A 23,428-nucleotide genomic window follows, 5' to 3' on the forward strand; every position below is an offset into this window, starting at 1 on the left:
CTATGGTTCGCGTTTACCGGAAACTCGGGTTGTCATTCCTGTCAACGACAAACCCAGACCCAGCCCTGAGCCGCGTCCCAGTCCCAGCAGACATTGTGAACGTGACGACCCTCTTGCTGGCTCCAGTCACGGTGCCCGTGCCGCCAATGTCCGCCGATGTGCTGCATCGCGCTGTGCCGCCGGTTCTCCTCCCGCTGCGCATCACTCTGTGCAATTGCCGGAAGCGTTGCAGCGAAAAGGAAGGCGGCGGCCATGATTGCGTTCTTCGACATTTTTTATCTCCAGTATCTCAGTGACTTTACTTATGCTGGCTAACGCGACGCGCCTCCAGCAGTTGCTGAGTGGTCCTTGCAGAGGACTTAAGCCCCTTGCAAATCTTCGCTATTGGCCAATTGAAATATAGGCGGGCGAAGGTCTGGAGAAATAGACAATCCCTCCATGGGAAGGTCGATCGGCATCGGCAAATCGAGCGTCAGACGGGTATGCGCCACAAGCGAACAACAGACCGGAATTTGAAGGGCAAAGTTACAAGCGAGCGAGGAACAAGCTCCGGTGGGCGGGGCACCATCAGGGCTACCCAGGACGCAGTCATGCGAGACCATTTGGAAGCAGTGCACGGCAGTTCCGTGCACCGCATCGAATGCGGCGACGACTCCGATGTTGGACGCCCACATGAACAAGGCACAGATAACGATGCGGGCCCACGCCATCGGCAGTCTCCTTGAACCACGAGATATGTTTCGGCCGGACCTGCCACAAGGCTCCGCGGCGTTTGACCGCATCATTCCGAATGTTTCGCGAGCACAGGCTGAACTGTCGACGCTTCGGGCAAACCGACGCCCTTCACCAGGGCGTAGATCGCTGGGATGACCACGAGCGTCAGCAGCGTGGACGACACCATGCCGCCGATCATCGGCACGGCGATGCGTTGCATGACTTCGGAGCCGGCGCCCGTGCTCCACAGGATCGGCACGAGCCCGGCCATGATGGCGATGACTGTCATCATCTTGGGCCGCACGCGCTCGACCGCGCCGAGCATGATCGCCTCGCGGACATCGGACTTTGTGAAGACCCGCCCCTCGGCGGCGCGCTTCTCCGCGACCTCGCGCATCGCGGCGTCGAGATAGATGAGCATGATGACGCCCGTCTCCGCCGCGACGCCAGCAAGCGCGATGAAGCCGACGCCGACGGCGACCGACATGTTGAAATTCATCAGCCACATCAGCCAGACGCCGCCGACGAGCGCGAAGGGCAGCGACAACATGACGATGAGCGTCTCGGTGATCCTGCGGAAGTTGAGGTAGAGCAGTAGAAAGATGATGAAGAGCGTGACCGGAACCACGATCTTCATGCGCGCCTGCGCCCGTTCGAGATATTCATATTGCCCGCTCCAGACCGCGTAGGCGCCCGGCGGAAATTCGATCGCTTCAGCCACGGCCTTTTGCGCTTCCGTGACGAAGCCGCCAATGTCGCGCTCCCTGATGTCCACGAAGAGATAGACCGCAAGCTGTCCATTCTCTGTTCGGATCGAGGTCGGGCCGCGAACGAGCTCCACTTTCGCGACCTCGCCCAGCGGTATCGTCCCGCCGCCGGGAAGCTGGATCAGCACGTCACTCGCAATCGACCTCGGGCTCGATCGAAAGTCGCGCGGATAGCGGATGTTCACGCCATAGCGTTCGCGGCCTTCAACGGTGGTCGTCACCGTCTCCCCGCCAAGCGCCATGGCGATCGTCGACTGCACGTCGTCGATCATCAGGCCATAACGCGCGAGCGCCAAACGATCGGGCGCGATGTCGAGATAATAGCCGCCCATGACGCGCTCGGCGTAGGCTGACGACGCGCCGCGCACGCCCTTCACGACCTTCTCGACCTGACGCGCAAGTCCTTCGAGCTGGGCGAGATCGCGCCCCATGATCTTGACGCCCACGGGCGTGCGGATGCCGGTCGCGAGCATGTCGATGCGGTTGCGGATCGGCATGGTCCAGGCGTTGGAGACGCCGGGAAATTGCAGCGCGGCGTCCATTTCGGCGACGAGGCTGTCGATGGTCACGCCGGGACGCCATTCGCCCTTTGGCTTGAGGGCGATGACGGTCTCGAACATTTCGAGCGGCGCGGGGTCCGTGGCGGTCGAGGCGCGGCCCGCCTTGCCGTAAGCGGATTTCACCTCGGGGAAGGATTTGATGATGCGGTCCTGCGTTTGCAGGAGTTGCGCCGCCTTGGTCACGGAGAGGCCCGGGAGCGTCGTCGGCATGTAGAGCAGCGCGCCCTCGTTCAGCGCGGGCATGAATTCCGAACCGAGCTGGCGCGCCGGCAGGATGGTGACGGCGAGCGCCGCGATCGCGAGAAGAATGGTTGGAATCTTGGCGCGCATCACCAGGCGGATGACGGGCCGGTAGGCCCAGATCAAGGCGCGATTGATCGGATTGCGCGCCTCGGAGACGATATGGCCGCGCACGAAGACGATCATCAACGCCGGAACCAGCGTGACCGACAACAGCGCCGCCGCCGCCATGGAGAAGGTCTTGGTGTAGGCGAGGGGGCTGAACAGCCGGCCCTCCTGCGACTCGAGCGTGAAGATCGGCAGGAAGGAAACGGTGATGACGAGCAGGCTGAAGAAGAGCGCCGGCCCGACCTCCGTCGCCGCGTCGGTGAGGATTTCGACCCGCGATTGGTCGGGCGACGCGCGTTCGAGCCGCTTATGCGCGTTCTCGATCATCACGATCGCGGCGTCGACCATGGCGCCGATGGCGATGGCGATGCCCCCCAGGCTCATGATGTTCGAGCCGAGGCCGAGCGCCTTCATGGCGGCGAAGGCCATCAGCACGCCGACCGGCAGCATGAGGATGGCGACGAGCGCGCTGCGAAAGTGCAGAAGAAAGACGACGCAAACAAGCGCGACGATGAGGCTCTCTTCGACAAGCGTCCCGCGCAGCGTCTCGATCGCCGCATGGATCAGCTCGGAGCGGTCATAGACGGGAACGATCTCGACGCCTTTCGGCAGGCTCGGGGCGATCTGCGCGAGGGCCGCCTTGACGTTGTCGATCACCGTCAGGGCGTTGGCGCCGTAACGCTGGAGCGCAATGCCGCTCGCGACCTCGCCCTCGCCATTGAGTTCGGTGATGCCGCGGCGTTCGTCCGGGCCGAGCTCGATATGCGCCACGTCCTTCAGGAGCAGCGGCGTTCCCCCTCCCGCACGCAGCACGATATTTTCGAGATCGCCGACGCCCTTCAGATAGCCGCGCCCGCGCACGATGAATTCGAATTCGGAAAGCTCGACGGTGCGGCCCCCGACATCGGCGTTGTTGGCGCGGACCGCCTCGCGAATGCGCGACAAGGGGATGTTGAGCGCGCGCAGCCGGTTCGGGTCGACGACAATGTTGTACTGCTTCACGAAGCCGCCGGCGCTCGCGACTTCGGCCACGCCCTCCGCCTTGGCGAGGCCGTAGCGCAGCGTCCAGTCCTGCAGGGACCGCAATTCGGCGAGCGTCATCTCCTTGGCGACGAGCGCATATTGATAGACCCAGCCGACGCCCGTGGCGTCGGGGCCGAGCACGGGCGTCGCGCCCGCGGGCAGGCGCTTGGTCGCCGAGCTGAGATATTCGAGGACTCGCGAGCGCGCCCAGTAGATGTCGACGCCGTCCTCGAAAATCACATAGACGAAGGAGACGCCGAAGAAGGAGAAGCCGCGCACCACTTTCGAGCGTGGGACGGTGAGCATGGCGCTCGCCAGCGGATAGGTGACTTGATCCTCGACCACTTGCGGCGCCTGGCCGGGATATTCCGTGTAGACGATCGCCTGCACGTCGGAGAGATCGGGAATGGCGTCGAGCGGCAGGGTCCGCAGCGCATAAAGGCCAGCGGCGACGGCGAACGCCGTCCCGAAGAAGACCAGCACCAGATTGCGCGCCGACCATGCAATGAGGCGCCCGATCATTTTGGGGCTCCCTGATCCAGAGACTGCAACGCCGCCTTGAGATTGCTCTCCGCGTCGATGAGGAAGTTGGCCGAGGTCACGACCTTGTCGCCCTCCGAGAGTCCGCTCGTGATTTCCGCATAGCCCTCGCCGCGCCGGCCGGTCTTCACCTCGCGCGGCTCGAAGCGGCCCTCGCCCTTGTCGAGGATCACGACCTGACGCTTGCCGGCGTCGATGATGGCGCTCTCCGGCGCGGCGAGAACCTTCTCCCTTCCGCCCGCTTCGATCTCGACGTCGGCGAACATGTCGCCGAGCAGGCGGCCTTCGGGGTTCGGCAGCTCGATGCGCACCCGCGCCGTGCGCGTCTCCATGTTCAGATGCGGATAGATGAGCGCGACGCGGCCCTTGAACGGATGGTCGGGATAGGAGCGCGCGCGGATGACCGCGGTCTGCCCCGGCGCCACGGCCTCGACGTCGCGCTCCGGAATATCCGCGAGAATCCACACGACGCTGTGGTCGACGATGCGAAACAGCGTCTCGCCGGGCGCCGCGCGCATGCCGGCCAGCGCCGTGCGTTCGATGACATGGCCGTCCTGCGGGGCGGGCCAATCAATCACGCGGGGGACGCGGCGGCTGCGCGCAATCGCGGCGATGCTCGCGCTATCGAGGCCGAGATTGACGAGACGCCGGCGCGCGCCCTCGACCCGCGCTGCTGAGCGCGCATTGAGCACGGCCACATATTCCGCCGCGGCGCTGGAGAGGTCGGGGCCGTAGACCCGCATGAGCGGCTGGCCCTTGCGCACATAATCGCCCTCCGCGACCTTCTCGACGGATTCGATGAAACCCTCGAAGCGCAACGCGACGACCGAGGTGCGGCGCGGATCGAAATCCACGCGCCCCGCGGCGCGGACGGGAACGGTCAAGATGCGAAGCGTGACGGGCTCGGATCGCACGCCGGTCTTCTGCAACTTGCCGGGGCTGATCGTGATCGTCGATGCGTCTTGTGAATCGTCCTCATAGACGGGGACATAATCCATCCCCATGGAGTCCTTCTTCGGAACCGGCGACGTGTCGGGCAGGCCCATCGGATTGCGGTAATAGCGGATGCGCCGGCCGGACGGCTGCGGCTCAGCGACTTCCGGCGGCTTGTCCTCGAAAGAGACGTCCTCGCTGGCGCGGACGGCGACGTAGTCCTTGCCCGACGCGTTCTTCTTCGGCGCGTCCGAATAGAAGGGCCCGTCCGGATCGCGGTAATAGATGATCGGCCCGGTTCCATGCGCATGGATCGCGGGCGTTGGCGCCGGCGCCCTGGCGCGCCACAGCAGCAGACCGCCGCCCAGGGCCGTCACGGCGAGGACAGCAGCGGCGATGAGTTTCGCGCGCCTCATAGCGCGCCTCCCGCAAGGCGTTCGAGATCCGCATATCTGCTCTGCTCCTCGACCCGCAGGGTGAGAAGCTCCAGTTCGACGGCGCGCAGGCGCCGTTCGGATTCGAGAAGTGTTGCTAGCGGCGTCGATCCCGCGTCGAAGCCGCTGCGCGCCGTCTCGACGGAGAGCTTCGCGGGCGGCAACTGGCGTTGCTCGAAGATCCGGATCGCCTTGCGGATGGCCTCGAGCCGGTACCACGCTTCGGCGACCTCGCCATCGAGGCGGATGCGGACCGCGTCGTTGCGGGCCTGCGCCGCCCCGAGGCTGGCGCTCGCTGCGCGCTGTTCGGCGTCCTTGGCCTCATATTGCAGCGGCACCTTGACGCCGAGAAGAAACATGCCGCTCGTTTCGCCGTTCCGCGGTTGCACCAGATTTGCGCCGATGGTGACGTCCGGATAGTAGTTCAGATCGGTCAAAGCTTTCGTCCCCGTGGCCGAACGCACTTGCGCATGCGTCGCCGCGAGTTGCGGGTTCGAGGACCGCGCGAGCTCCTGCACGCCCGCAAGCGACAGTTTCGTCTTCAACGCCGGGAAGCCCTTGGCGGCGGCGAGCGGCGCGTTCGCGCTCCTGCCAATTAACGCATTCAACCGCGCCGCAACGGATTTGGCCTCGCCCTCACGACGGGCGACGTCCGCAGCGGCGTTCGCGGCCTCGAGTTCCGCCTTGATGACTTCCTGCTGATCGACCGAACTCGCGCCGTAGCGCAGCCTCAGAAGCTCGAGGAGCTGATCGACGCGCTGCTTGAGAGATTTCGACAGTTCCAGCGCCCGCTGGGCCGCGCCGTATTGGGCGTAGGCCGCCTTCACACGGGCGACGAGATCGACCTCCGTCGCTTCGCTCTGGCGCCTCGCCACGTCGGCGTCGGCATGGGCGATTCCCTTTTCCAGGTCGGTCTTTCCCCACAGCCTGAAGGTCTGCTCCGCGCCGATCCAGGTCTGGCCGACGCCTTTGCCGTTCACGTCCCAGGCTTGCAGCGTGACGGTGGGGTCGGGCTGAACGCCGGCGGCGCCGACGCGCTGCGAGGCTGCGTCCGCCTCGAGAACGGACGCCCGCAATTCGGGGCTCAGCCGCTTGGCGAGGGCCAAGACGCTCTCGACGGTCGTCCCCGGTTGGCTGCGCTCCGCCGCCGAGGCAGGGACGGGGGAAAGACTTTCCGCCGCACAGACCAAGAATATGAGAGGGAATCGTCTCATGGCGTCGCCTTCAAGATCAGCCGGCTTTGGAGCGTCTCGGTCTCGCCCTGTATCTTCGCCGCGATGGAGATGCGCCAGCGCCCCTCGTCTGTCAGGTCGATCTTGAACCGGTAGAGTCCCGGCCCGGGACTTTGCGCCAGTTCGATCGCACTCGTCATCGATTCCATGTCGTCCGGGGCCATGTCGAGACGCGTTGCGAAGATGACTGCGTCGCCAACCGCCCGGCCGTCTGGCCTATGGATGAGCCGAACATCAACCGTGCTCAAACCCTTCTTGATATGCGTCTGCACCAGTTCGAAGGCGTAGTCGTCGATGGCCGCGCGCGCGTGTCCACTGCCAAGCGTGACCAAAACCATTCCGCCGACAAGCCGCAGAAATTTGCACTGCATCTGAATTCTCTCTCACGCCGTGCGCAAGCCTCGCCACGCGCATGGCGGCCCCGGAGGAGCGTTGAGACGTAAGGATGGAGGAAGGGCGCGTGATGGCGCGGCCGTCTCTGATGGACGCCACTAGCCGTCAGTCGCCGCAGAAGGCGCGCCTCGAGGGAGCGCACGCCAGTCAAGGCCTCAGAGAATGGGAGGGCGAAGGTCGGGCGGCGCCGAGAGCCCTGGATTCGCTGCGTCGTCGACAATAGGCCGGACTGAACCGACCGCTGTCGGGGTGATCGACGTCTCGGCTTGGGGAGGTGTGAGCTGGAGAGCACCGCAAACAAGTGAGTCGCAGTGCCGAGGCGCGGTCGCGTGATCGCCAGCATGGTCCGGGCAATCGTCCATGATCGACATGGACGCGCAGTCATGGGCCGAGGACGCAGCCGAGCTCAAGGCCGCCCCTGACAGGGCGGCGAAGACGACCATCACGGAGATGATAAGGCGCAGCCAGCGAAGCTTCATTGCGGTCTCCGCCTCATTGATAGCATGGCGGGGTTCCGGCCGCAAGAAAGCAATGCGTGCTTGCTTCGATCCTTTGGAGAGCGGCCATTTTCAACCGAAGTCGAATTGGGTGCGGCGTTTTCACACGACCAGGGTCACGAGCGGACCATCGCAAAAATGTTCATTCATCCCGAGAGAGCCCCCGACGATGCGTGAACTTTTAAGAGTTCCCGTCGCTGACATTAGCCTGGACCTCCTCCGCGACCTCCTTCGCCAGTCGCTGCCCCCTAGCCAGCCTCCTTCCCAAAGCCTCGATGAAGCTTTCGTACCGCTCTCGTCCTTTCGCCTGTGCCGCTGCTTGTGCACCGTCGGGCAGGGCTGGCGTCGCCGTGAGCCAAGCGCGGATGTAAAGCGCCAGCGCCTCGACCGAGAATTCGAGGTCGCGCTCCACGCGATCGACGGAACGAGTGAGCCGGTCGAGTCGCCGCGTGAAGGCCGCCTCCCATCGATTTGCGTCGTCGGCCGTCAGGAAAGAAATGATCGCCGCCTCGGCGATCGACGACTTGGCGACGCGCTCTTTCGCGGCGAGATTTTCCAGCCGCGCCATCATGTCGGCGTCGAGATAGACGGAGAGGCGCTGCTTAACCGACATGTGGCCGCCTCATAAAGCGATGCCGTCGTCGGGATCGAGCGCCGCCTGGCGGGCGAGTGCGCGACCCTGACTGCGGAGGAGGCGGGCCTTGATCGCTTCGTCGTCATCCGACTCGTCGGCGACGAAAGCTTCGAGCGGTGGGGTCAGGGTCGGTTCTAGTGGCGCGATGTCCTCGTGCTCGGGGAGCTGGGGTTCTCGGCGGATGCCACCATTTGCGGGATCTTCGTCGGAAAGGGTTTCGCGCTTGGGCAGCGGCAAGGCAGACCAATCGTCCCTCACATTGGAGGCGGCGGAATCCAAATCCGATCGTCCATCGTCGACTACCGGGCGCTTCGGCGGCGGCGTTATCCGCCCCTGCAACCGGCGATCTTTATAGTAGCGCGCCTTCTTGGCGCGGATCGGCGGCAGCCCAGATACGAGGATGATTTCGTCGATCGGCGGCAACTGCATGACCTCGCCCGGCGTCAACAGCGCCCGCGCTGTCTCCTGACGCGAGACCATCAGGTGCCCGAGCCACGGGCTCAACCGATGGCCGGCATAGTTCTTCATGGCGCGCATTTCCGTTGCGGTTCCGAGAGCGTCCGAAACGCGCTTCGCCGTGCGTTCGTCATTGGTCGCGAAGGACACGCGGACGTGGCAATTGTCGAGGATGGCGTTGTTGGGGCCATAGGCCTTCTCGATCTGGTTGAGCGACTGGGCGATGAGGAAGCTTTTGAGGCCGTAGCCGGCCATGAAGGCGAGCGCCGACTCGAAGAAGTCGAGCCGCCCTAACGCGGGGAACTCGTCGAGCATGAGCAGCAGCCGATGGCGCCGCTGCTTCGACTCCAGCTCTTCCGTCAGCCGCCGTCCGATCTGGTTGAGGATCAGGCGCACCAGCGGCTTGGTTCGGGAGATGTCGGAGGGCGGCACGACGAGGTATAGCGTCGCGGGTTTCTCGGCAGTGACGAGATCGGCGATGCGCCAGTCGCAGCGCCGTGTGACCTCGGCGACGACAGGGTCTCGATAGAGCCCAAGAAAGGACATGGCGGTCGAGAGAACGCCGGAGCGCTCGTTCTCGGATTTGTTGAGGAGCTCGCGCGCGGTCGATGCGACCACGGGGTGCGGGCCAGCCTCGCCAAGGTGGCGCGTCGTCATCATGGCCCGCAGCGTCGTCTCGATTGGGCGCCTGGGATCGGAGAGGAAGTTGGCGACGCCGGCGAGCGTCTTATCAGCCTCGGCGTAGAGGATATGGAGGATGGCGCCGACCAGAAGCGAGTGGCTCGTTTTCTCCCAATGATTGCGACGCTCGAGGGCGCCTTCTGGGTCGACTAGAATGTCGGCGACATTCTGAACGTCCCGCACCTCGGCGGGGCCGCGCCGAACTTCGAGCAGGGGGTTATAAGCGGAAGACTCGGCGTTGGTCGGATCGAAGAGCAGCACACGGCCGAAGCGCGCGCGCCAGCCGGCGGTCAGGGACCAGTTCTCGCCCTTGATGTCATGGACGATGACGGAACCCGGCCAGGTGAGCAGCGTCGGAACGACAAGCCCGACGCCCTTGCCGGAGCGGGTGGGCGCGAAGCAGAGGACGTGTTCGGGGCCGGCATGACGCAGATAACGCTCCTGCAATCTCCCGAGCACCACACCATCAGGCCCAAGCAGCCCCGCCGCTTCGACTTCTTCCGGCGTCGCCCAGCGCGCCGAGCCATAGGTGATGACATTTTGCGCTTCGCGCGCGCGATGCACGGACATGGCGATGGCGGCGGCGATGGCGGCGAAGCCGCCCGAGGCGGCGATGACCGCGCCCTCGACGAACACATCCGGCGCATAGGCGTCGAAGTGATACCACCACCAGAAGAAGGCCGGGGGCGGATAGAGACGCCACTCTCCGAACAACATCCAGGGTGGCCCGAGCTCCGGCTGGTACGCCAAGCGCCACGCCGTCCATTGAGTGGCTCCCCATGTGGTCGCGAGCACGATGGCGCAGACGATGAAGATCTGGCCCCAGAGGATGCGGGTGGCGGACATGGCGCCAGCTTGTGGGGTCGTCGCTCGCGCTCGCAAGATGGATTGTTCAGGCGTCGCAGGCTGTCGCACTGCGGCGCGCAAATACCGGGAGAGGTGTGACCTCAAGGAGGGCGAGAGCGCGAACGCCCAGGTTGGGGCGGCGCCGCTCAACGTCCGTCCGCCTACAATCCGATTCCCTTCTTCCGCCCAAAGCTCCAATCCACGCCGCCCCCTGGCGTCATCGCGCCCGACACCTGCCGTCCGAGCTCCTTCTCCAGCGACGGCGACCACGGGACGAGGCTGAAGCCGAGTCCGTCGTCGATCATGGCGAAACGGCCCGATGCGAGAGTCAGGCGCTGACGATAGACGCCAGCGACTGTCTCGCCCTCGGCGGCGTCATGGCGTGGAAGGCCTGTCTGTGCCGCGAGCCGGGTGGAAGCTTCATTCAGCTCGCGCGAGCGGAGCATGTCGAGAAGATCGCGGCCGAACACAAGGCGCTGGCCCTGGCGGCGGACCAGCCCTTCGGCGGCATGATGGTCGGCGCGCGCTTCCATGGCGTCCCGGACCTCGCGGCCGAAGCCCGATTCCGATAGAGGCATAGGCTCCCTCGCGACGAGGCGTCGATCGAGCCAGGTCGCGCCCGTCGCGTTGACTTGCTCCTCGATGGAAAGGTCGGATCGAACGGCGAGGACCAGAAGGGGCGTCCCCGCATCCCGGGGAGGAAGTCGCCTGACCTCCACGATGGCGCCGGGGGCGGCGTCGCTCGTGGCGTCGATGTCTCTAAGCCGAACGTGATGCGCGCGGCCGTCGACGCCGTCGATGATCGCGAAGGCCGAGCCCTTGAGTTCGTCGTCGAGGCCTCGCGAGATGAGGCGGCCGATAATTGACTCGCTGCGCACGTCGCTATCCCAGATGAAGTCGGCAGTCGCGCGCTCGAGGCCCCGCTCCCTGAGGCCGCGATGGATGCGCTTGATGATGTCGCCGCGTTCGCCGAGCGCGCGCAGGACGGTTTCGGCGTCCTCGCCGATCATCCACTGGCCGGGGCCGAGCGGCGCGGCTAGGCCAAGCTTTTCGAGCTTGTGCGCACGAGCGATCAGCGTCGAGCGTTCGACATCGTTTCGCTGACCGGCGTCCGGCCGAAGGTCTATCAGCCCGTCCTGCTTTCCTGCTTCCCGCGCCAGCGCCCGATCGAGCGGCGTCCAGCGGTCTGAGTCGACTTGCCGCTCCAGCGACTGGCGAATCTCATGCTCGCTGCGGGGCCCGAGCTCCAGGGTGACAAGCTGCTCGGCACGGGCGCGAAGGCCTCGGCTGATATAGTCGCGGCTGATGACGAGATCGCCGCCGTCGTCGCCTCGGCCCCGCACCAGGACATGGATGTGGGGATGCTCCGTGTTCCAATGGTCGATCGCCGCCCAATCGAGTCTGGTCCCGAGATCGCGCGCCATCTCGCCCATGAGGTCACGGGTGAAGGCGCGCAGGTCGGAAAGCTCCGCGGCGTCATCTGGCGAGACGATGAACCGAAAATGATGTCGGTCGCCGTGGCAGCGATCGGCGAAGTCTCGCGCATCCATATGGTCGCTGTTGGGATCAAACATTCTTCCGGGCGCGCCGTCCCGGGTGACGCCGTCGCGTTGCAGATAGGCAAGATGCGTCGTTAGCGGCGCCGATCTCGGACCGTGTCGCACGACGCGCGCCTTGATCACAACGCCGCGCGAATTGGAGGTCAGGCCGCGCAGCGCCGAGACGCTCGCCGCCCGGCCGCGGCCGAAGGCGGCGCGCCCCTTTCCGCGCGCGCCCGAACGATGGAGACCGCCCGCCTTCTGTGTCGCGGCCAGCACGCGCGACACGAAGCTCTTCGCTCTTCCCGGCTTGGTCGAGCGGATGCGGCCGGGCCGAACGCGAATGTCGTCGTCACGCGACATGGCGAAGCACAGACGAGGTGGAAAATAATGCGTCGTTACAGAGGCTTGCGACGAGCGAAAGGCTGCGCATCGAAACCGCAACCCGTGTGAATGCATTGAAGCGCAACGACAAACCGACCGTCGGACAAAGCCGCAGGCTGTCCCTTTTATCTTGCCTTTGCTCGGTCGCTTGCGCTCCCTCGGCGGGGCTCGCGCACAAAGGCGCGAGGCCATACGCTATCCTGCGAAAATGTAAGAGCGGCGTCATCGGGATGCTCCTGAAGGCCCGCGAACGGCGAAGAGGTCAGAGGCGCGCGAAAGAGCAGCAGTCGACGAAGCGTTGGCGCCGCTCGTGGGCCGCAAATCTACGGCGAATAATCTGACGTCTAGCCGCGTCGGAGTGAGCGAGCGGCGTGTCGATCCTTCGGCTCCGAGAGCGGTTTCGACGCCGTGTCTAGGCTGTTGATCGTCGTGCCCTTGGGGCCGGGTGATCGCGACAAAGATTGGAGAGGCGCGGTTGGCGGAGGACGCCAAATAGGGCGCCGCGAAATTTCCGCCGAGTGAAAGCGCGGGCGCAATCCTTCGGACATAATCCGTCGTCTCAGTTGGCAAGGAGTGACCGTGAAGGTAGTCCTCATAGCGCCCCGGGCCGGCGTTATACGCCGCCAGAAAGCCGCTCTCGCCATATCTGTCGAGCAACTCGCGAAGGTAGGCGGCTCCGGCCAGAATATTGTCGTGAGGATCGAAAGGGTCGGCGGCAAGACCGTAGCGCGCCCGCAACTCGGCGTAGGTCGCCATCATGAGTTGCATGAGGCCGATCGCGCCTTTGCTGGAGACGGATTTGGCGTCGCCGTCGCTCTCGGCGCGCATGACGACGCGCAGCCAATGGACTGGGAGACGGAAGCGATTGGACGCCTCCGTGAGAGCGTTGGCGATGGCGAGATGGCGCGAAAGTTGGTTCGATATAGTCTCGCCGCGTGCTGTCTCGGCATAGGCGGGAAGCGAGGATAAGGCGCAGAGCAGGGCGAGCGCACTGGTTCGAAACCTTGCCGAACGCCGATCGATGGAAGCGCCGTTGCCAGTTGCGTCGTGGCAGAGTGATGGATCCATCATCACTCCGCCTCCGTCCAAACCGGCTGCGCGCGGCCGACGATAGTGTCAGCTGGAAGCGCCCCGAAATACCGCCCGTCGAGCGAGGTGGGATGGTCCCAATTGAGCAGGAAGACGTCGCCGGGCCTGAGCGTGAAACATCCGCTCCAGCGCGGCAGGTCGCGGCCCGTGTGATCGCGCGCATTCGCCTCGGCGACGACGCTGCCGTCGACGGAGATCGTGAGGTTGGCTCGGCATACTTTCTGTCCTGGGAGCGCCGCCACTCGCTTGATGAGCAGCGCGTCTTTGGGCAGATAGCCGCGCGCCGCGAGCCACTCGGCGAGGGGTTCGGGCGGCCGCGCGACGATGAGATCGGTGATTGCGAAGGCGCCAGCCGGACGGACGGCATAGAGTCCGATCGGCGCGCTGGCGGAGGCGTTCCAGACGAGAAGCGGCTCACGGCCGCGGGTGAAAGTCGACGCGATTGCGGAGACGGCTACAAAGGCGAGAGCGAGCGTCCTCATGGGCTGCGCTCCAAGCCAGCTCGCAGCAGCCAGGCGCGATGGCGATCACGCGAATAGGCGCGCGGCGGCAGACCGGCTGCGAGCCGGTTGTGGACGTGCCGCCAATGGTCGGGACAGACTTCCTGCGGGAGAAAGCCGAGCGCTTCGACGGCGTCGATGGCGCGAAGGACGCGCTGCACCTTCTCCCAGCCGACCGTCCGAAGCAAAATCTCTGCGCCGGGCTTTACGCCCGGAACGGTGGAGCAGGGTTCGCCGTCGTCGCAGGCGCGCAAGATATCGATGCGCGAGACGAGCGTTCCATGCGCATTCGACGCCCAGCGGATGAACGCGAAGATGGCGCCCGGAGCGAATGTTGCGATGCGCCGCCGGCGATCGAGCGTGCGTTCGCTGATCGGTTTGCCAAAGCGCAGCCAGCGTTCGATTTTGCCTTTGACGAAATAGAGTTCGACTTCGGTCGGCGCGCTCATGGCTGGCCTCCGGTCGCGTCATGGTCGAGCGGAGGAAATGCGCGCCGATTTTGGTCCGCTCGCCGGAGCGCGAGGGCCCGTTGTCCCGAGGCGAAGACGGCGTCGCTATCGGTCGGATGATCGGCACTGAGCGCGCGTCGCGAACGCCGGGCTGGGTGCGTGCCTCCTTCTCTTACCGGCGGGCCTTTCGCTCGTCGGGAGATGGTCGAGCGGAGGGCGCCCGCCGTTAGAAGGAATCCGAAGGATTCCGAAGTTAGTAAGTTAGGAGCGCCGTGAATAGTTCGACGACAATGGCTTGGGCGCCATTTCGGTCCCCGATAGCACGAGGATTTGGTCCCCGATAGCACGATAGCTTCGGTCCCTGATAGCACGAGGCTATTCACAGCTTTTCCCCAGCGGCGATACGGCGATCGAGGCGCTGAACGGCGCGCTCGAGTGGATCGGTGATAAGCGGCGTGAAGACCAAAAGTTCGCGGTCGAACGGGCCGCGGCGAATATCGAGCTGGTAATTGGGAATGGGCTGGCGCCGAACGATGTCGCGCAGATCGAATGCGAAGTGTTTGAGCGGCGAGAGCGCGCCGGATTTGGCGTGAAGATGCGCGAAATCGAAGCTCCAGCCGCCCTGCTGATTACCGGCGTGTTTGCGAACGAGGCGATACAGCCAGCGTTCCAGCCCGCCCGTCAGCCCGAAGTAGGCCCGGTCGATCGTGAGCACCAAAGACTCGTTGAGGACGCCTTCGTAGAACCAGTCGGGGACGATGAGTTCGACGCCGAGAGGGCGTCCGCTCGGATCGGCGGTCTCCTTCCATTCGTTGATCCAGGAGAAGCGCCGTCGCCGTCTTTCCGTCGTTTGGCGGATCGAGGTGACGACGCTCGTCGACTGCAGCCGATCGAAGGCGGCGCGCAGGCGCTGATAGTCCCGCGCGCCCGTGGCGCGGCCGGTGAATGTGAGGATCTCATAGGGCGTCGTCGCCATCAGGCGCGAGGTCTTGACGCCTCTATCGCGCGCCTGGACGATTTGGGATGCCGCCCAGATCAACACGTCGGCGTCCCAGATGGTCGCCATGCCGTGTTCGGCGGTCGCTTCAACCTTGATCGCGATCTGAGCCGTCCTGAAGTCGATCGGCGTCGTTCGCTTGGACTTGGCGAGGCTGAAGAAGGGATAGGCCATGAGGTCCTGCGCATCGCGCGGCGCGAGCTCGCCAGGCAGCGCTCGAAAGAGTTCGAGTTGCTCGCGTTCGTCGCCGCAGATGCGCGATTGTCGGTCTCGGGTCGTCATTCTCACCGCTCCCGAAAGGTCAGCCGCGCGGTTGAGCGGCGCGCTGCGCAAGGCCTTCGGCGTGACGACGTGCGGGGAGGACGGTTCCGACGCCGGGGTCGGAAGTCGACGCCTTGGCGCCGCGGTCGGCCCAGGCTTGCAGGTCTTCGACGCGGTAGACGACCCGACCGCCGAGCTTCGAGTAGCGGGGACCGGTTCCGTAGGTCCGATGCTTTTCCAGCGTGCGGCCGGAAAGGCCAAGAAATCGCGCGGCTTCGGGCGTGCGAAGGTAACGCGGCGGCAGGGGCGCTGTTTGTGCGGACATGGATAGGCCTCGGCAGATTGTGGCGCGCCGCCGGCTATCGGCGGCTTGGCTTGATCACCATCGCGGAGGGAAACGGGCGGGAGGGATGGCGAAGATGGGGACCACGAAAATCGCCACCCCGACGACAGCATCCGAGGGAGCTTTGGCGCGCGCCGCTACTTTTTGAGGAACTTGCGATAGCCGCCGCGCATCAGGGCGACGCCGCCGCGAACGAGGCGGATCGTGGCGTCGCGAAGGGAGGCTGTTTTCCAGGGATCGGCGGCGATGCGGGCCTTGCCGAAAAGGCGCTCGGCGATCATGCGATAGGAAGCGCCGTCGAGATGGCCGTCGAGGGCGCGAAGAAGGGAGAAGACGCGGCGCAGATCAGGAGGGTGTTCGGCGCGACGCGGCGGCTTGTCGCGCAGTAAGCGCCCGAATCTCAACGCGGCTTCGGCTCGGTGCGGCGCAAGTTCGTCGAGGAGGATCACTGCGGCGAGTGGTCCGTCGCCTGCCTGCCGATCAGGGAGCCAAAGCTGGCATTGGTCGCGGCCGGATTGCAACAGGACATGTTCGCCATCGTCACCTGTTCGGCGAGCGGCTAATTTGGAATGGCTTCGCAATTCAGCGGCAGAAGGCGCGATCAAAGATGGCGCCAGCGGTTCCTCGCCGGAAGCGGTTGCAATCGGCGACGCGACGAGGATGACGCTCGACGCGTGCAGCTCAGGCAGCCAGAAGATGTCTGCTTCGTCGGCGCGCAGATTTGGATCCACCGCGAAATCGCAACCCCCAGCGCCGCGTCGAACCGGCGGCGCCGGCGTCGAGCGCAGCTCGAATGTCTTGGTTTGCGAAGTCGGCGCGATAATCCGCGTTGCGTCTGAGAAACTCCCAGGCGAGGTCCGAGGAACTCAAATCCTGCAAAAAATCGTATGCGTTTGGCGAGCGCCAGTCCTGATCCGACATGGAAGTTCTCGCAATGAATGAATATTGCCTGCAAAGGTTGTGGAGAAACATGTCAAGAATCGCGTCAGAATCCGACCGGAATGGGAAATCGACGGCGATGAAGTCGAATCGGATGTTTGCAGAAGCTACGGTTCAGCTGCCTTTGAGCAAATCTCGATAGCCGTGCTCGGTGAGCCATCTTGCTCGTTCGAGATGCGACCGATGCGCGCTTGACGCGCGTTCGGGTTCTCGATCGGGATCAATGCCGAGCACAATCCGGCAGGCTTCTTCCCATGAAGCGCCTTCGGTCGCTGCATCCAGCAGACGCAGATATATCGGCGCGTGGGCGAGGTCGTAATCGGTGACGGACGTTTCGCTGGGCGCAAGATCGGCGACGGGCATGGGGTCGGGACGGCTCATGACGTCGCGTCTCCTATGGTGGCCTGCCGCATCAACGGCATTCTACAGGAATTTTGGTCTGTATGCGCGGATGCGGCGCGGTCGTTACATACTATAGTGGATAAACATTATGGTGTGTAAAAGGCCAGCCTTCCTGCATGGATATGCGGAAGCTGGTCGGTCGAAATGTAAAGCGGATCAGGCTCGAAAAGGGCCTGACGCAGGAGCAATTCGCCGAGCGTTCAGGCTTCACGCAGCAATATTTGAGCGGGCTGGAACAGGGTAAGCGAAACCCGACAATCCTCAGTCTCTACGAGCTTGCGCTCGCGCTGGGCGTAGATCAGGTGGCGCTCGTTGCGCCAGACGAAGTCGCTTTGGAGGAAGATGCGCGGCGGCGCGCGCCTTCGAGCGGCGACCCCAAGGCAGGTGGGGTCCGAATAACGAGGGGCAAAGCAAAAGCCGCCTCCAGCGCGAGTGGCGGCGGCGCGCCGCAAAAGACTAAGAAAGCCGTCGCATCATAGTCCGTGATTTGGTGCGACCCCGCCCGATTGCTCGGGCGGGGCGCTCGCGATCACTCGCCATTGGCCTTGCGGCCGCGCGACCAGATGAGGCTGTAGCCGTCGCCTTCCTCGTCGTCGAAGAGGTTGGCGTAGATCGGCGCGGTGAAGCTCGGATCGTCGAGCTTCAGAGAGAGATAGTCGCGGCCTTCGTTGGAGCGCTTCGGCCAGGCGGCCCCGATCTCGGCGCGACCGACGAAGACGCGGTGGCTGGGGGCGTTGTCGTTGGCGCGGTTGGTTTCGGGGAGGATGCGGACGCCGCGAGCCTGGACGCTGAGGGTGACGATTTCGCCCTGATACTCGTTGCCGGACTTTTTGAAGGAGCCGATGTTCGCCATGATATTCTCCTGTTGATCTCGCTTTCGAACCCGCGACCACCGCGGCCTCACATGAGGGACCGTTGGTCAAGAGGGCGGCGTGCTCTGGGATACTGTGGGTTGCAGATCGGACGCTCCGCCTTAGGCGGAGCGTCCGTAGCGCAAGTCAGCGCGACCAGATGAGCTTGTGTTCGGCGTTGTCGCCCTGGACCAGGGTCGCGTAGACCGGGGCCGTGAAGGACGGATCGTCGAGCTTCACCGAGAGGTATTCTGCGCCCGAGTCCTTGGCGGCCTTGCTCCAGCCTGCGCCCAGTTCGACGCCGTTGGCGGCGACCCGGAAGTCGGGACTGCGTTCGCTGTCCTTGGTGGCAACGGGTTTGATGGTCGCCTTGGTGTTGATGTTGAGAGTGCGGATCGTGCCGGTGAAGGTGCCGTCGTCGTTCCGGGTGAAGGTGCCGATCTGAGCCATTGTCGTATCTCCTGGCTGTTGCCCGAAGCCGCCCGATGCGACCTCGTGGCGGTCTTGAGGTGACGGGACGGACGCCTGCACCCTTGGGCCGCAGCGCAGCGGAGGACGGCGGCAGCCGAGCTTGTTGCCTCGCGAGGAATGACCGCTTGCGGTCAGGGGAAGAAGGTCGGCGAAGCCGTTGCAGGCATAGGACGGCCCGGCGCCAGACCAGCCCCATGAGAGGCCGCTCGGCGGCTTCGCTCGGCATTGTCGGCCGAGAAACGGCAATGAAGATCGTCGCGCCGTTAGAAGCGTCAAGGCGGCCAGCGGCGGTTGCGTTTCCTCCACTTCAACACGAGGTCCGAACCCGTTCGTGATCCGCGCCAATGCACGTATCAACCTCACATCCGGTCGCCGCCTGGGCGGACGCACCATAATCCCGCTTTCGGCGGCATGGGTTCAGGAGGGCGATACCAGACTCGATGACGGCGTTTTATGCCAGGCCGCAGATACGGTCGCCCACCTCGATCCGCAGGGCTGATCACGCCCCGACGGAACTCAAGATCACATCATGCGCGCACAACCGCACCTTCAATGTCGACGCCGGCGGTTGCGTATTTCCAGAGCGCCACGAACAGCTTTCGCGCCAGCGCGGTGATCATCGTCTTCTTCATCCGGCCGCCGTTCTGGGCCACACGGTTGCGGAACCATTTGGTGAGCTCGGACCCCGGCTGATGGCGAATCCAGAGCCAGGCGAGCTGGATCAGCGTGCTGCGCAGTCGACCGTTGCCGGACTTGCTTACGCCTTGTTCGCGCGCGACAGCGCCGCTTTGCCATGGCGTCGGCGCCAGTCCGGCATAGGCGGCGACCTGTCGTCGATTGTCGAAGCGCCGGAACAGGCCCTCCGACCATAGCACCGCAGCGAACTCGGCGCCGATGCCAACGACGTTGGTCAACATTCTTACAACAGACGTATCGCGACTGCTCTCAGCAGCCAGCATGGCGTCGCGCTCGGCATCGACGGTCGCCAGCTGCTCCATGACCTGTTCGAGGCGATCGATTTCGCGCAGGATCTGCCGTTTCATATGCTCCGGCAGCGGACGACCATCGCCGGTCGTCAGCGCTTCGAGCCGCGCGCGGCGGTCGCGTCGCAAGGGTGAGAAAGTCGTGATGCCCTGCGAGAAGAGCAGTCCCTTGATCCGATTGCTGTGCTGGATGCGCTCGCTCATCAGGGTCTTGCGCTCGCGCCCGATGCGACGCCGATCCTCTTATTCCGGCGACGGGACGCGCAGCATCGCGCAGATGCGGGGCTCGCCTCGCTTGTAGGCGAGCAAGGTTCGGACGAGCGTCTCGCCATCGACGCGGTCCGTCTTGACCCGGCGCTTGCGACGCGAGGTCGCGATCGAGGCGGCATCCACGACATGGCTGTCGATCCCTTCCGACAACAGTGCGCGGTGAACCCAGAAGCCATCAAAGCCAGCCTCGTGGATTGTGACGATTGGATACTCTCGCTGCCTCCGCTGCCGGGCCTTGGCCCGCAACAGCGAAAAGCGCTCGAGAAGCGCCGCCAGATTGCCCGCCTCGATCGTGTGCCGCGAAATCTTCTCGCCCGCGCCCGGCGACAGCGACGTGATCAACCAAGTGCTTCGGCTCAATTCCAACGACACGAAGATCGCGTTCAGTTCACCGGCTATTCCACTCTCGTCTCCAAACTGCATGATCTTTCTCCCAGCGACAATCGCGCGATCAGCTTTTACCAAGCGGCGCCTTGTCTGCCGTCATGGGATCTCGATGGCGCTTCGAGAGACGGAGGCGATCCGCCGACGCACCCGCGGGGCCGCAGCAAAGCGGAGGACGGTGGAGAAGCGGCTTTCTTGCCTCGCGAGGAATGACGCCGCAGGCGTCAGGGGAAGAAAGTTGCTGACCCGCTGTTGCGTCTTAGGCGATCGAGGCGCAGCCGTCCTTCGTCCAGATGCAGCCAAGAGAGAGACCAGCGGTGGCGTCGGGCTGGATTGCGATCAATGCGGAGAGTTGGCGCGCAACATCGGTTGCAGCACAAGTCCTGCGAGCTACGAAGTGAAGCAAAAGAAAGCGTCGGCGGCGTTCGGTTGACGTGACCTCAGACCGGAGCGACCGTCGCGACGAGAGGAACCGCAGCGCGCTTCTTCATCGCAGCGGCGTCCGCGCCGCAGCCTCCACGTCAAACGATGCCGCAGGCTCTCGTCTTCGGAAGATGTGACGTTCAGCCGTCCGAACTCGGATGCGCGACGATGGGGAAAGATCTGTCCCGGCTAGCCTAGGCGCCAGAAGGGCAACGACGCCGTCCGTGGCGCGTCATCTCGCGAGATCGGGAGGAGGCGCCTGCAATCGCGCCCGCGCCGCTGCGGCGACTGCGAGCGCCCCAAGAAGCGCCATGGCGTCTCGCCAGAGCCCGCTTGCGCCGCCAAGGCCGGCGAAGGCGCCCGAAAGCTGATAGCCGGCGACGCCCGCGGGGATGGCGTAGATCAGCGTGATTGCGAGGCGGATGGGTGCAGAGTGAGTCGTGGCGACGCCAATGCGCGCGAGCGTCAGGACGGCGATACCGGTGGTCAGAGCTAGAGCGACGGCGCCGACGATGCCGGCGCCAGCGTTGAGCGCGGCGAATGCGATGGAGAGCCCCGCGAAGAAAGCGAGCGCGTCGACGGCGAGTGCATAAAGGAGCCAGCAGAAGAGCCCCAGGCCTGCGAAATTGAAAAGGATGGCGAACAACATCTTTGCTGCTCCATGGCGTGAGTCGAGGCTGCGCCCCCACCTCCGCCATGGCGCAACGCGCATCGTCGTCAGAGGAATATGGAGAATCCTTGGCGGCGGCGCGTCATTGACCAGTGGCGGCGCCTATGCGCCGCTGCTCTCGTATTTCCAGACCGGGATGCCGAGGACCCGCGCCTTGTCGGCCAGATTCGCGGAAATGCCGGAGCCCGGGAAGACGATGACGCCGATGGGGAGCGTTTCGAGCATCCGGTCGTTGCGCTTGAAGGGCGCCGCCTTGGCGTGACGCGCCCAGTCGGGCTTGAAGGCGATCTGCGTCACCTTGCGATTGTCGGCCCAGCATGACGCGATGCGCTCGGCGCCCTTTGGTGAGCCGCCATGCAGCAGCACCATGCCGGGATGTTTCGCCAGCGCTTTGTCGAGCCGATCCCAGATCGCGCGATGATCGTTGAAGTCGAGCCCGCCGGTGAAGGCGATCCTCGGCCCGGCGGGTAGGAGAAGCTCGGTGTCGGCGTGGCGCTTGGCGGCGAGAAAGTCGCGGCTGTCGATCAGCGACGCTGTGAGAGATCGATGATTGACCTTGGAGCCGCCGCGGGGACGCCAGGACGAGCCCGTGTGCTTTTCGAAGGCGTCGGCGGCTTGGTCGCGAAAGAACTCCATGCTGTCCCGGCGCTCGATGAGCGTCTGCCCCTCGCAGATCAGCCGTTCGAGCTCGACCGAGCGGATTTCGGAGCCATCCTGCTCCTTCTGGCTGCGCTTTTGCGCCTGCTCATTGTCGTCGAGTTCGCGCTCGATGCGCGCGATGGCGCGGTGGAAGAGATTGACCGTCGACCAGAGCAGGTCTTCGAGGTCGGGTTCGAGTCGGCTGTCGCTGAGGGTCACGACAAGGGCGTCGAAGATGTTGGCGACGGCGCCGGTGATCGTGCTGGGCTCGGGCAGCGGCCGGGGATCGGGTTCGTCGTGAAAGGCGCGGTAGCCATAGAGTTGGAGTTCGGCGAGAACTCGGTCGGTTGTCGAGGCGGCTTGCGCGGTCTCGAAGTCTTGGTCGTCGCGATCGGTCGTCATTGGCGTTCTCCTTCGTCGGATGGGCCGCGACCCTCGCGGCCTTCGTGGCGACAAAAGGCGGCGGACGAGTCCGGTTGGCACCGGGAGCGGAGCGACTGGCCGAAGCGCAGCGGAGGATGGCGAAGCGCCGGCTATTTTGCCTCGCGCTGTAAAGCGCCCGCAGGGCGCGACGGAAAATAGCCGGCCGTAGCCATTGCCTGGCGGGCGCATGCGACGCAAAAGTCGCCCTCTCAGAAGGCCGGGGCTGCGGCCCGATCTGGCGGGCGGGAGCCGATCGGCGAGGAAGGCGGCGGCGAGAGGTCAGCGCCGAACATGCTCGACCTGCGAACTCACGCCGAGAGCGTCAAGAAGCGCTCGACGTCCTGCGGAGCGAGCTGCGTCCGGATCGCCGCGCGCAGCGCATCTTCGCCAAGGCGGCGCAGATCGTCGTTGAAGTCGCCAAGCTGGGGAACAAGCGCGATCGCCTCGATGCCCTCGGCGGTTGCGCGGTCGACGAGGACTGTCGAAGCCTTCTTGCCGGCGGCGTCATTGTCGCGAAGGATGTAAAGACGACGCAAGGTCGATGGCAAAAGCAGCGCGGCGAGATGTGCGGATGAGAGCGCAGCGATCATCGGCATGGCTGGAATCAGACAGCGAACCGACAGCACGGTTTCGATGCCTTCGCCAGCGGCCATCACGTCGAGCGGCGCCCCAAGGCGCACGCCATTGCCGCAAAGATCGCCCATCGCGCGTCGAGAGGTGGCGATCGGCGCCTTGTCGCGCCCAGATGGGTCGAGCCAGGTGCGATGCGCGCCGGTGATCTTGCCGTCGAGATCGGTGACGGCTGCGATCAATGCGGGCCAGGTTTCGACAGCGGAGGATTTCTCTGGCCTGTAGTAGCAGCGGTGGTGAAAGCGCAGGCTATCGAGGCCGTGCAGCCTCGTAATGCCGCGATGTTGCAGATAGCGCTCGGCCAACGTTCCTGTGATCGGCCTCGCAATATGGAAGAGACGTCGCGCGGCATCCGACAAAGTTTTCGGCGCCTGGATATGCGATTTCCCTGGTTCGGTCGGCTGGTCATCCCTCGGCAGACTTAGAAAGCGGCGTGCTTCATCAATGGCCTCGACGAAGTCGGCGCAGCGGGCGCTTTCGCGGATGACGTCGAGAAGATCGCCATGTTCGCCCGTGGCGGCGTCAGTCCATTTGCCGACGGCGCCCTTTCCGTTCTCCGGTCCGGTCAGGCGGACGAATAGGCTGCGGCCCGGCGCATTGCGCACGTCGCCGACAAGCCAGTACCGGCCTTCGCGACGGCCATTCGACAAATATCGCCGGCAGACCGCCTCGGCGTCCTGCGCGAGGCGGCGCGCCAGCTCGGAGGCGACTGAACTGGGCACGG

The 23,428-nt window shown here is 64.8% G+C and carries 21 protein-coding genes and 2 pseudogenes; 1 reads left to right on the forward strand and 22 read right to left on the reverse strand.

The window, feature by feature from the left end; all coding sequences use genetic code 11:
• Window positions 1–41 precede the first annotated feature (41 nt).
• The 16 genes from ACV959_RS06950 to ACV959_RS07025 form a co-directional block, all read right to left on the reverse strand.
• A complete protein-coding gene (locus ACV959_RS06950) occupies window positions 42–272 on the reverse strand; it encodes a hypothetical protein (protein ID WP_475739166.1) in 231 nt (76 codons plus the stop codon).
• 509 nt (window positions 273–781) lie between these two features.
• A complete protein-coding gene (locus tag ACV959_RS06955) occupies window positions 782–3,934 on the reverse strand; it encodes an efflux RND transporter permease subunit (RefSeq protein WP_475739167.1) in 3,153 nt (1,050 codons plus the stop codon).
• Window positions 3,931–5,301, reverse strand: a complete 1,371-nt coding sequence (locus tag ACV959_RS06960; protein ID WP_475739168.1) for an efflux RND transporter periplasmic adaptor subunit — start codon at window positions 5,299–5,301, stop codon at window positions 3,931–3,933. Before ACV959_RS06960 ends, ACV959_RS06955 begins: the two co-directional genes overlap by 4 nt.
• Window positions 5,298–6,533, reverse strand: coding sequence for a TolC family protein (locus ACV959_RS06965; protein ID WP_475739169.1), 1,236 nt, complete (start codon window positions 6,531–6,533; stop codon window positions 5,298–5,300). The genes ACV959_RS06960 and ACV959_RS06965 overlap by 4 nt, the downstream gene beginning before the upstream one ends.
• Window positions 6,530–6,922, reverse strand: coding sequence for a FixH family protein (locus ACV959_RS06970; RefSeq protein WP_475739170.1), 393 nt, complete (start codon window positions 6,920–6,922; stop codon window positions 6,530–6,532). The genes ACV959_RS06965 and ACV959_RS06970 overlap by 4 nt, the downstream gene beginning before the upstream one ends.
• 700 nt (window positions 6,923–7,622) lie before the next feature.
• Window positions 7,623–8,054: a ribbon-helix-helix protein, CopG family gene (locus tag ACV959_RS06975; RefSeq protein ID WP_475739171.1), complete on the reverse strand. Its 432-nt coding sequence runs from the start codon at window positions 8,052–8,054 to the stop codon at window positions 7,623–7,625.
• Between the two features lie 9 nt (window positions 8,055–8,063).
• Window positions 8,064–10,058, reverse strand: a complete 1,995-nt coding sequence (locus ACV959_RS06980; RefSeq protein WP_475739172.1) for a conjugal transfer protein TraG — start codon at window positions 10,056–10,058, stop codon at window positions 8,064–8,066.
• 161 nt (window positions 10,059–10,219) lie between these two features.
• The gene (locus ACV959_RS06985; protein WP_475739173.1) at window positions 10,220–11,959 is read right to left on the reverse strand and encodes a relaxase/mobilization nuclease domain-containing protein; all 1,740 of its coding nucleotides are present in this window, start codon (window positions 11,957–11,959) and stop codon (window positions 10,220–10,222) included.
• Between the two features lie 243 nt (window positions 11,960–12,202).
• On the reverse strand, window positions 12,203–13,051 hold the full coding sequence (locus ACV959_RS06990; protein WP_475739174.1) for a lytic transglycosylase domain-containing protein: 849 nt from the start codon (window positions 13,049–13,051) through the stop codon (window positions 12,203–12,205).
• A complete protein-coding gene (locus ACV959_RS06995) occupies window positions 13,051–13,551 on the reverse strand; it encodes a S26 family signal peptidase (RefSeq protein WP_475739175.1) in 501 nt (166 codons plus the stop codon). Before ACV959_RS06995 ends, ACV959_RS06990 begins: the two co-directional genes overlap by 1 nt.
• Window positions 13,548–14,018 carry a DUF2840 domain-containing protein gene (locus ACV959_RS07000; RefSeq protein WP_475739176.1) on the reverse strand — a complete coding sequence of 157 codons (471 nt, stop codon included), beginning with the start codon at window positions 14,016–14,018 and terminating at the stop codon, window positions 13,548–13,550. The genes ACV959_RS06995 and ACV959_RS07000 overlap by 4 nt, the downstream gene beginning before the upstream one ends.
• Window positions 14,019–14,397: 379 nt before the next feature.
• The gene (locus tag ACV959_RS07005; RefSeq protein ID WP_475739177.1) at window positions 14,398–15,297 is read right to left on the reverse strand and encodes a replication initiator protein A; all 900 of its coding nucleotides are present in this window, start codon (window positions 15,295–15,297) and stop codon (window positions 14,398–14,400) included.
• 19 nt (window positions 15,298–15,316) lie between these two features.
• Window positions 15,317–15,601, reverse strand: a complete 285-nt coding sequence (locus ACV959_RS07010; RefSeq protein WP_341108144.1) for a helix-turn-helix transcriptional regulator — start codon at window positions 15,599–15,601, stop codon at window positions 15,317–15,319.
• A 155-nt stretch (window positions 15,602–15,756) separates the two neighbouring features.
• Window positions 15,757–16,068, reverse strand: coding sequence for a DUF2285 domain-containing protein (locus ACV959_RS07015; protein WP_475739178.1), 312 nt, complete (start codon window positions 16,066–16,068; stop codon window positions 15,757–15,759).
• Between the two features lie 232 nt (window positions 16,069–16,300).
• A complete protein-coding gene (locus tag ACV959_RS07020; RefSeq protein WP_475739179.1) occupies window positions 16,301–16,540 on the reverse strand; it encodes a transcriptional regulator domain-containing protein in 240 nt (79 codons plus the stop codon).
• Between the two features lie 132 nt (window positions 16,541–16,672).
• Entirely contained in the window at window positions 16,673–16,939 is a 267-nt protein-coding gene (locus ACV959_RS07025) for a hypothetical protein (protein ID WP_475739180.1), read from the reverse strand.
• A 137-nt stretch (window positions 16,940–17,076) separates the two neighbouring features.
• Between ACV959_RS07025 and ACV959_RS07030 the strand changes: the two are divergent.
• Window positions 17,077–17,292 (forward strand): annotated as a pseudogene (locus ACV959_RS07030) (helix-turn-helix domain-containing protein); the annotation flags it as partial.
• Between the two features lie 197 nt (window positions 17,293–17,489).
• On the opposite strand, the gene ACV959_RS07035 reads toward ACV959_RS07030, so the two are convergent.
• From ACV959_RS07035 to ACV959_RS07060, 6 genes and pseudogenes are all read right to left on the reverse strand, one after another.
• Entirely contained in the window at window positions 17,490–17,813 is a 324-nt protein-coding gene (locus ACV959_RS07035) for a DUF736 domain-containing protein (RefSeq protein WP_475736700.1), read from the reverse strand.
• A gap of 145 nt (window positions 17,814–17,958) precedes the next feature.
• Window positions 17,959–18,261, reverse strand: coding sequence for a DUF736 domain-containing protein (locus tag ACV959_RS07040; protein ID WP_475736699.1), 303 nt, complete (start codon window positions 18,259–18,261; stop codon window positions 17,959–17,961).
• A 548-nt stretch (window positions 18,262–18,809) separates the two neighbouring features.
• Window positions 18,810–19,958: pseudogene (locus tag ACV959_RS07045) on the reverse strand (IS110 family RNA-guided transposase).
• 616 nt (window positions 19,959–20,574) lie between these two features.
• The gene (locus tag ACV959_RS07050; RefSeq protein ID WP_475739181.1) at window positions 20,575–20,991 is read right to left on the reverse strand and encodes a hypothetical protein; all 417 of its coding nucleotides are present in this window, start codon (window positions 20,989–20,991) and stop codon (window positions 20,575–20,577) included.
• 123 nt (window positions 20,992–21,114) lie between these two features.
• Window positions 21,115–22,053, reverse strand: a complete 939-nt coding sequence (locus ACV959_RS07055) for a DUF2493 domain-containing protein (protein ID WP_475739182.1) — start codon at window positions 22,051–22,053, stop codon at window positions 21,115–21,117.
• A 329-nt stretch (window positions 22,054–22,382) separates the two neighbouring features.
• The gene (locus ACV959_RS07060; RefSeq protein ID WP_475739183.1) at window positions 22,383–23,426 is read right to left on the reverse strand and encodes a DUF7146 domain-containing protein; all 1,044 of its coding nucleotides are present in this window, start codon (window positions 23,424–23,426) and stop codon (window positions 22,383–22,385) included.
• Window positions 23,427–23,428 lie beyond the last annotated feature (2 nt).

This window comes from Methylocystis sp. Se48 (assembly GCF_056269425.1).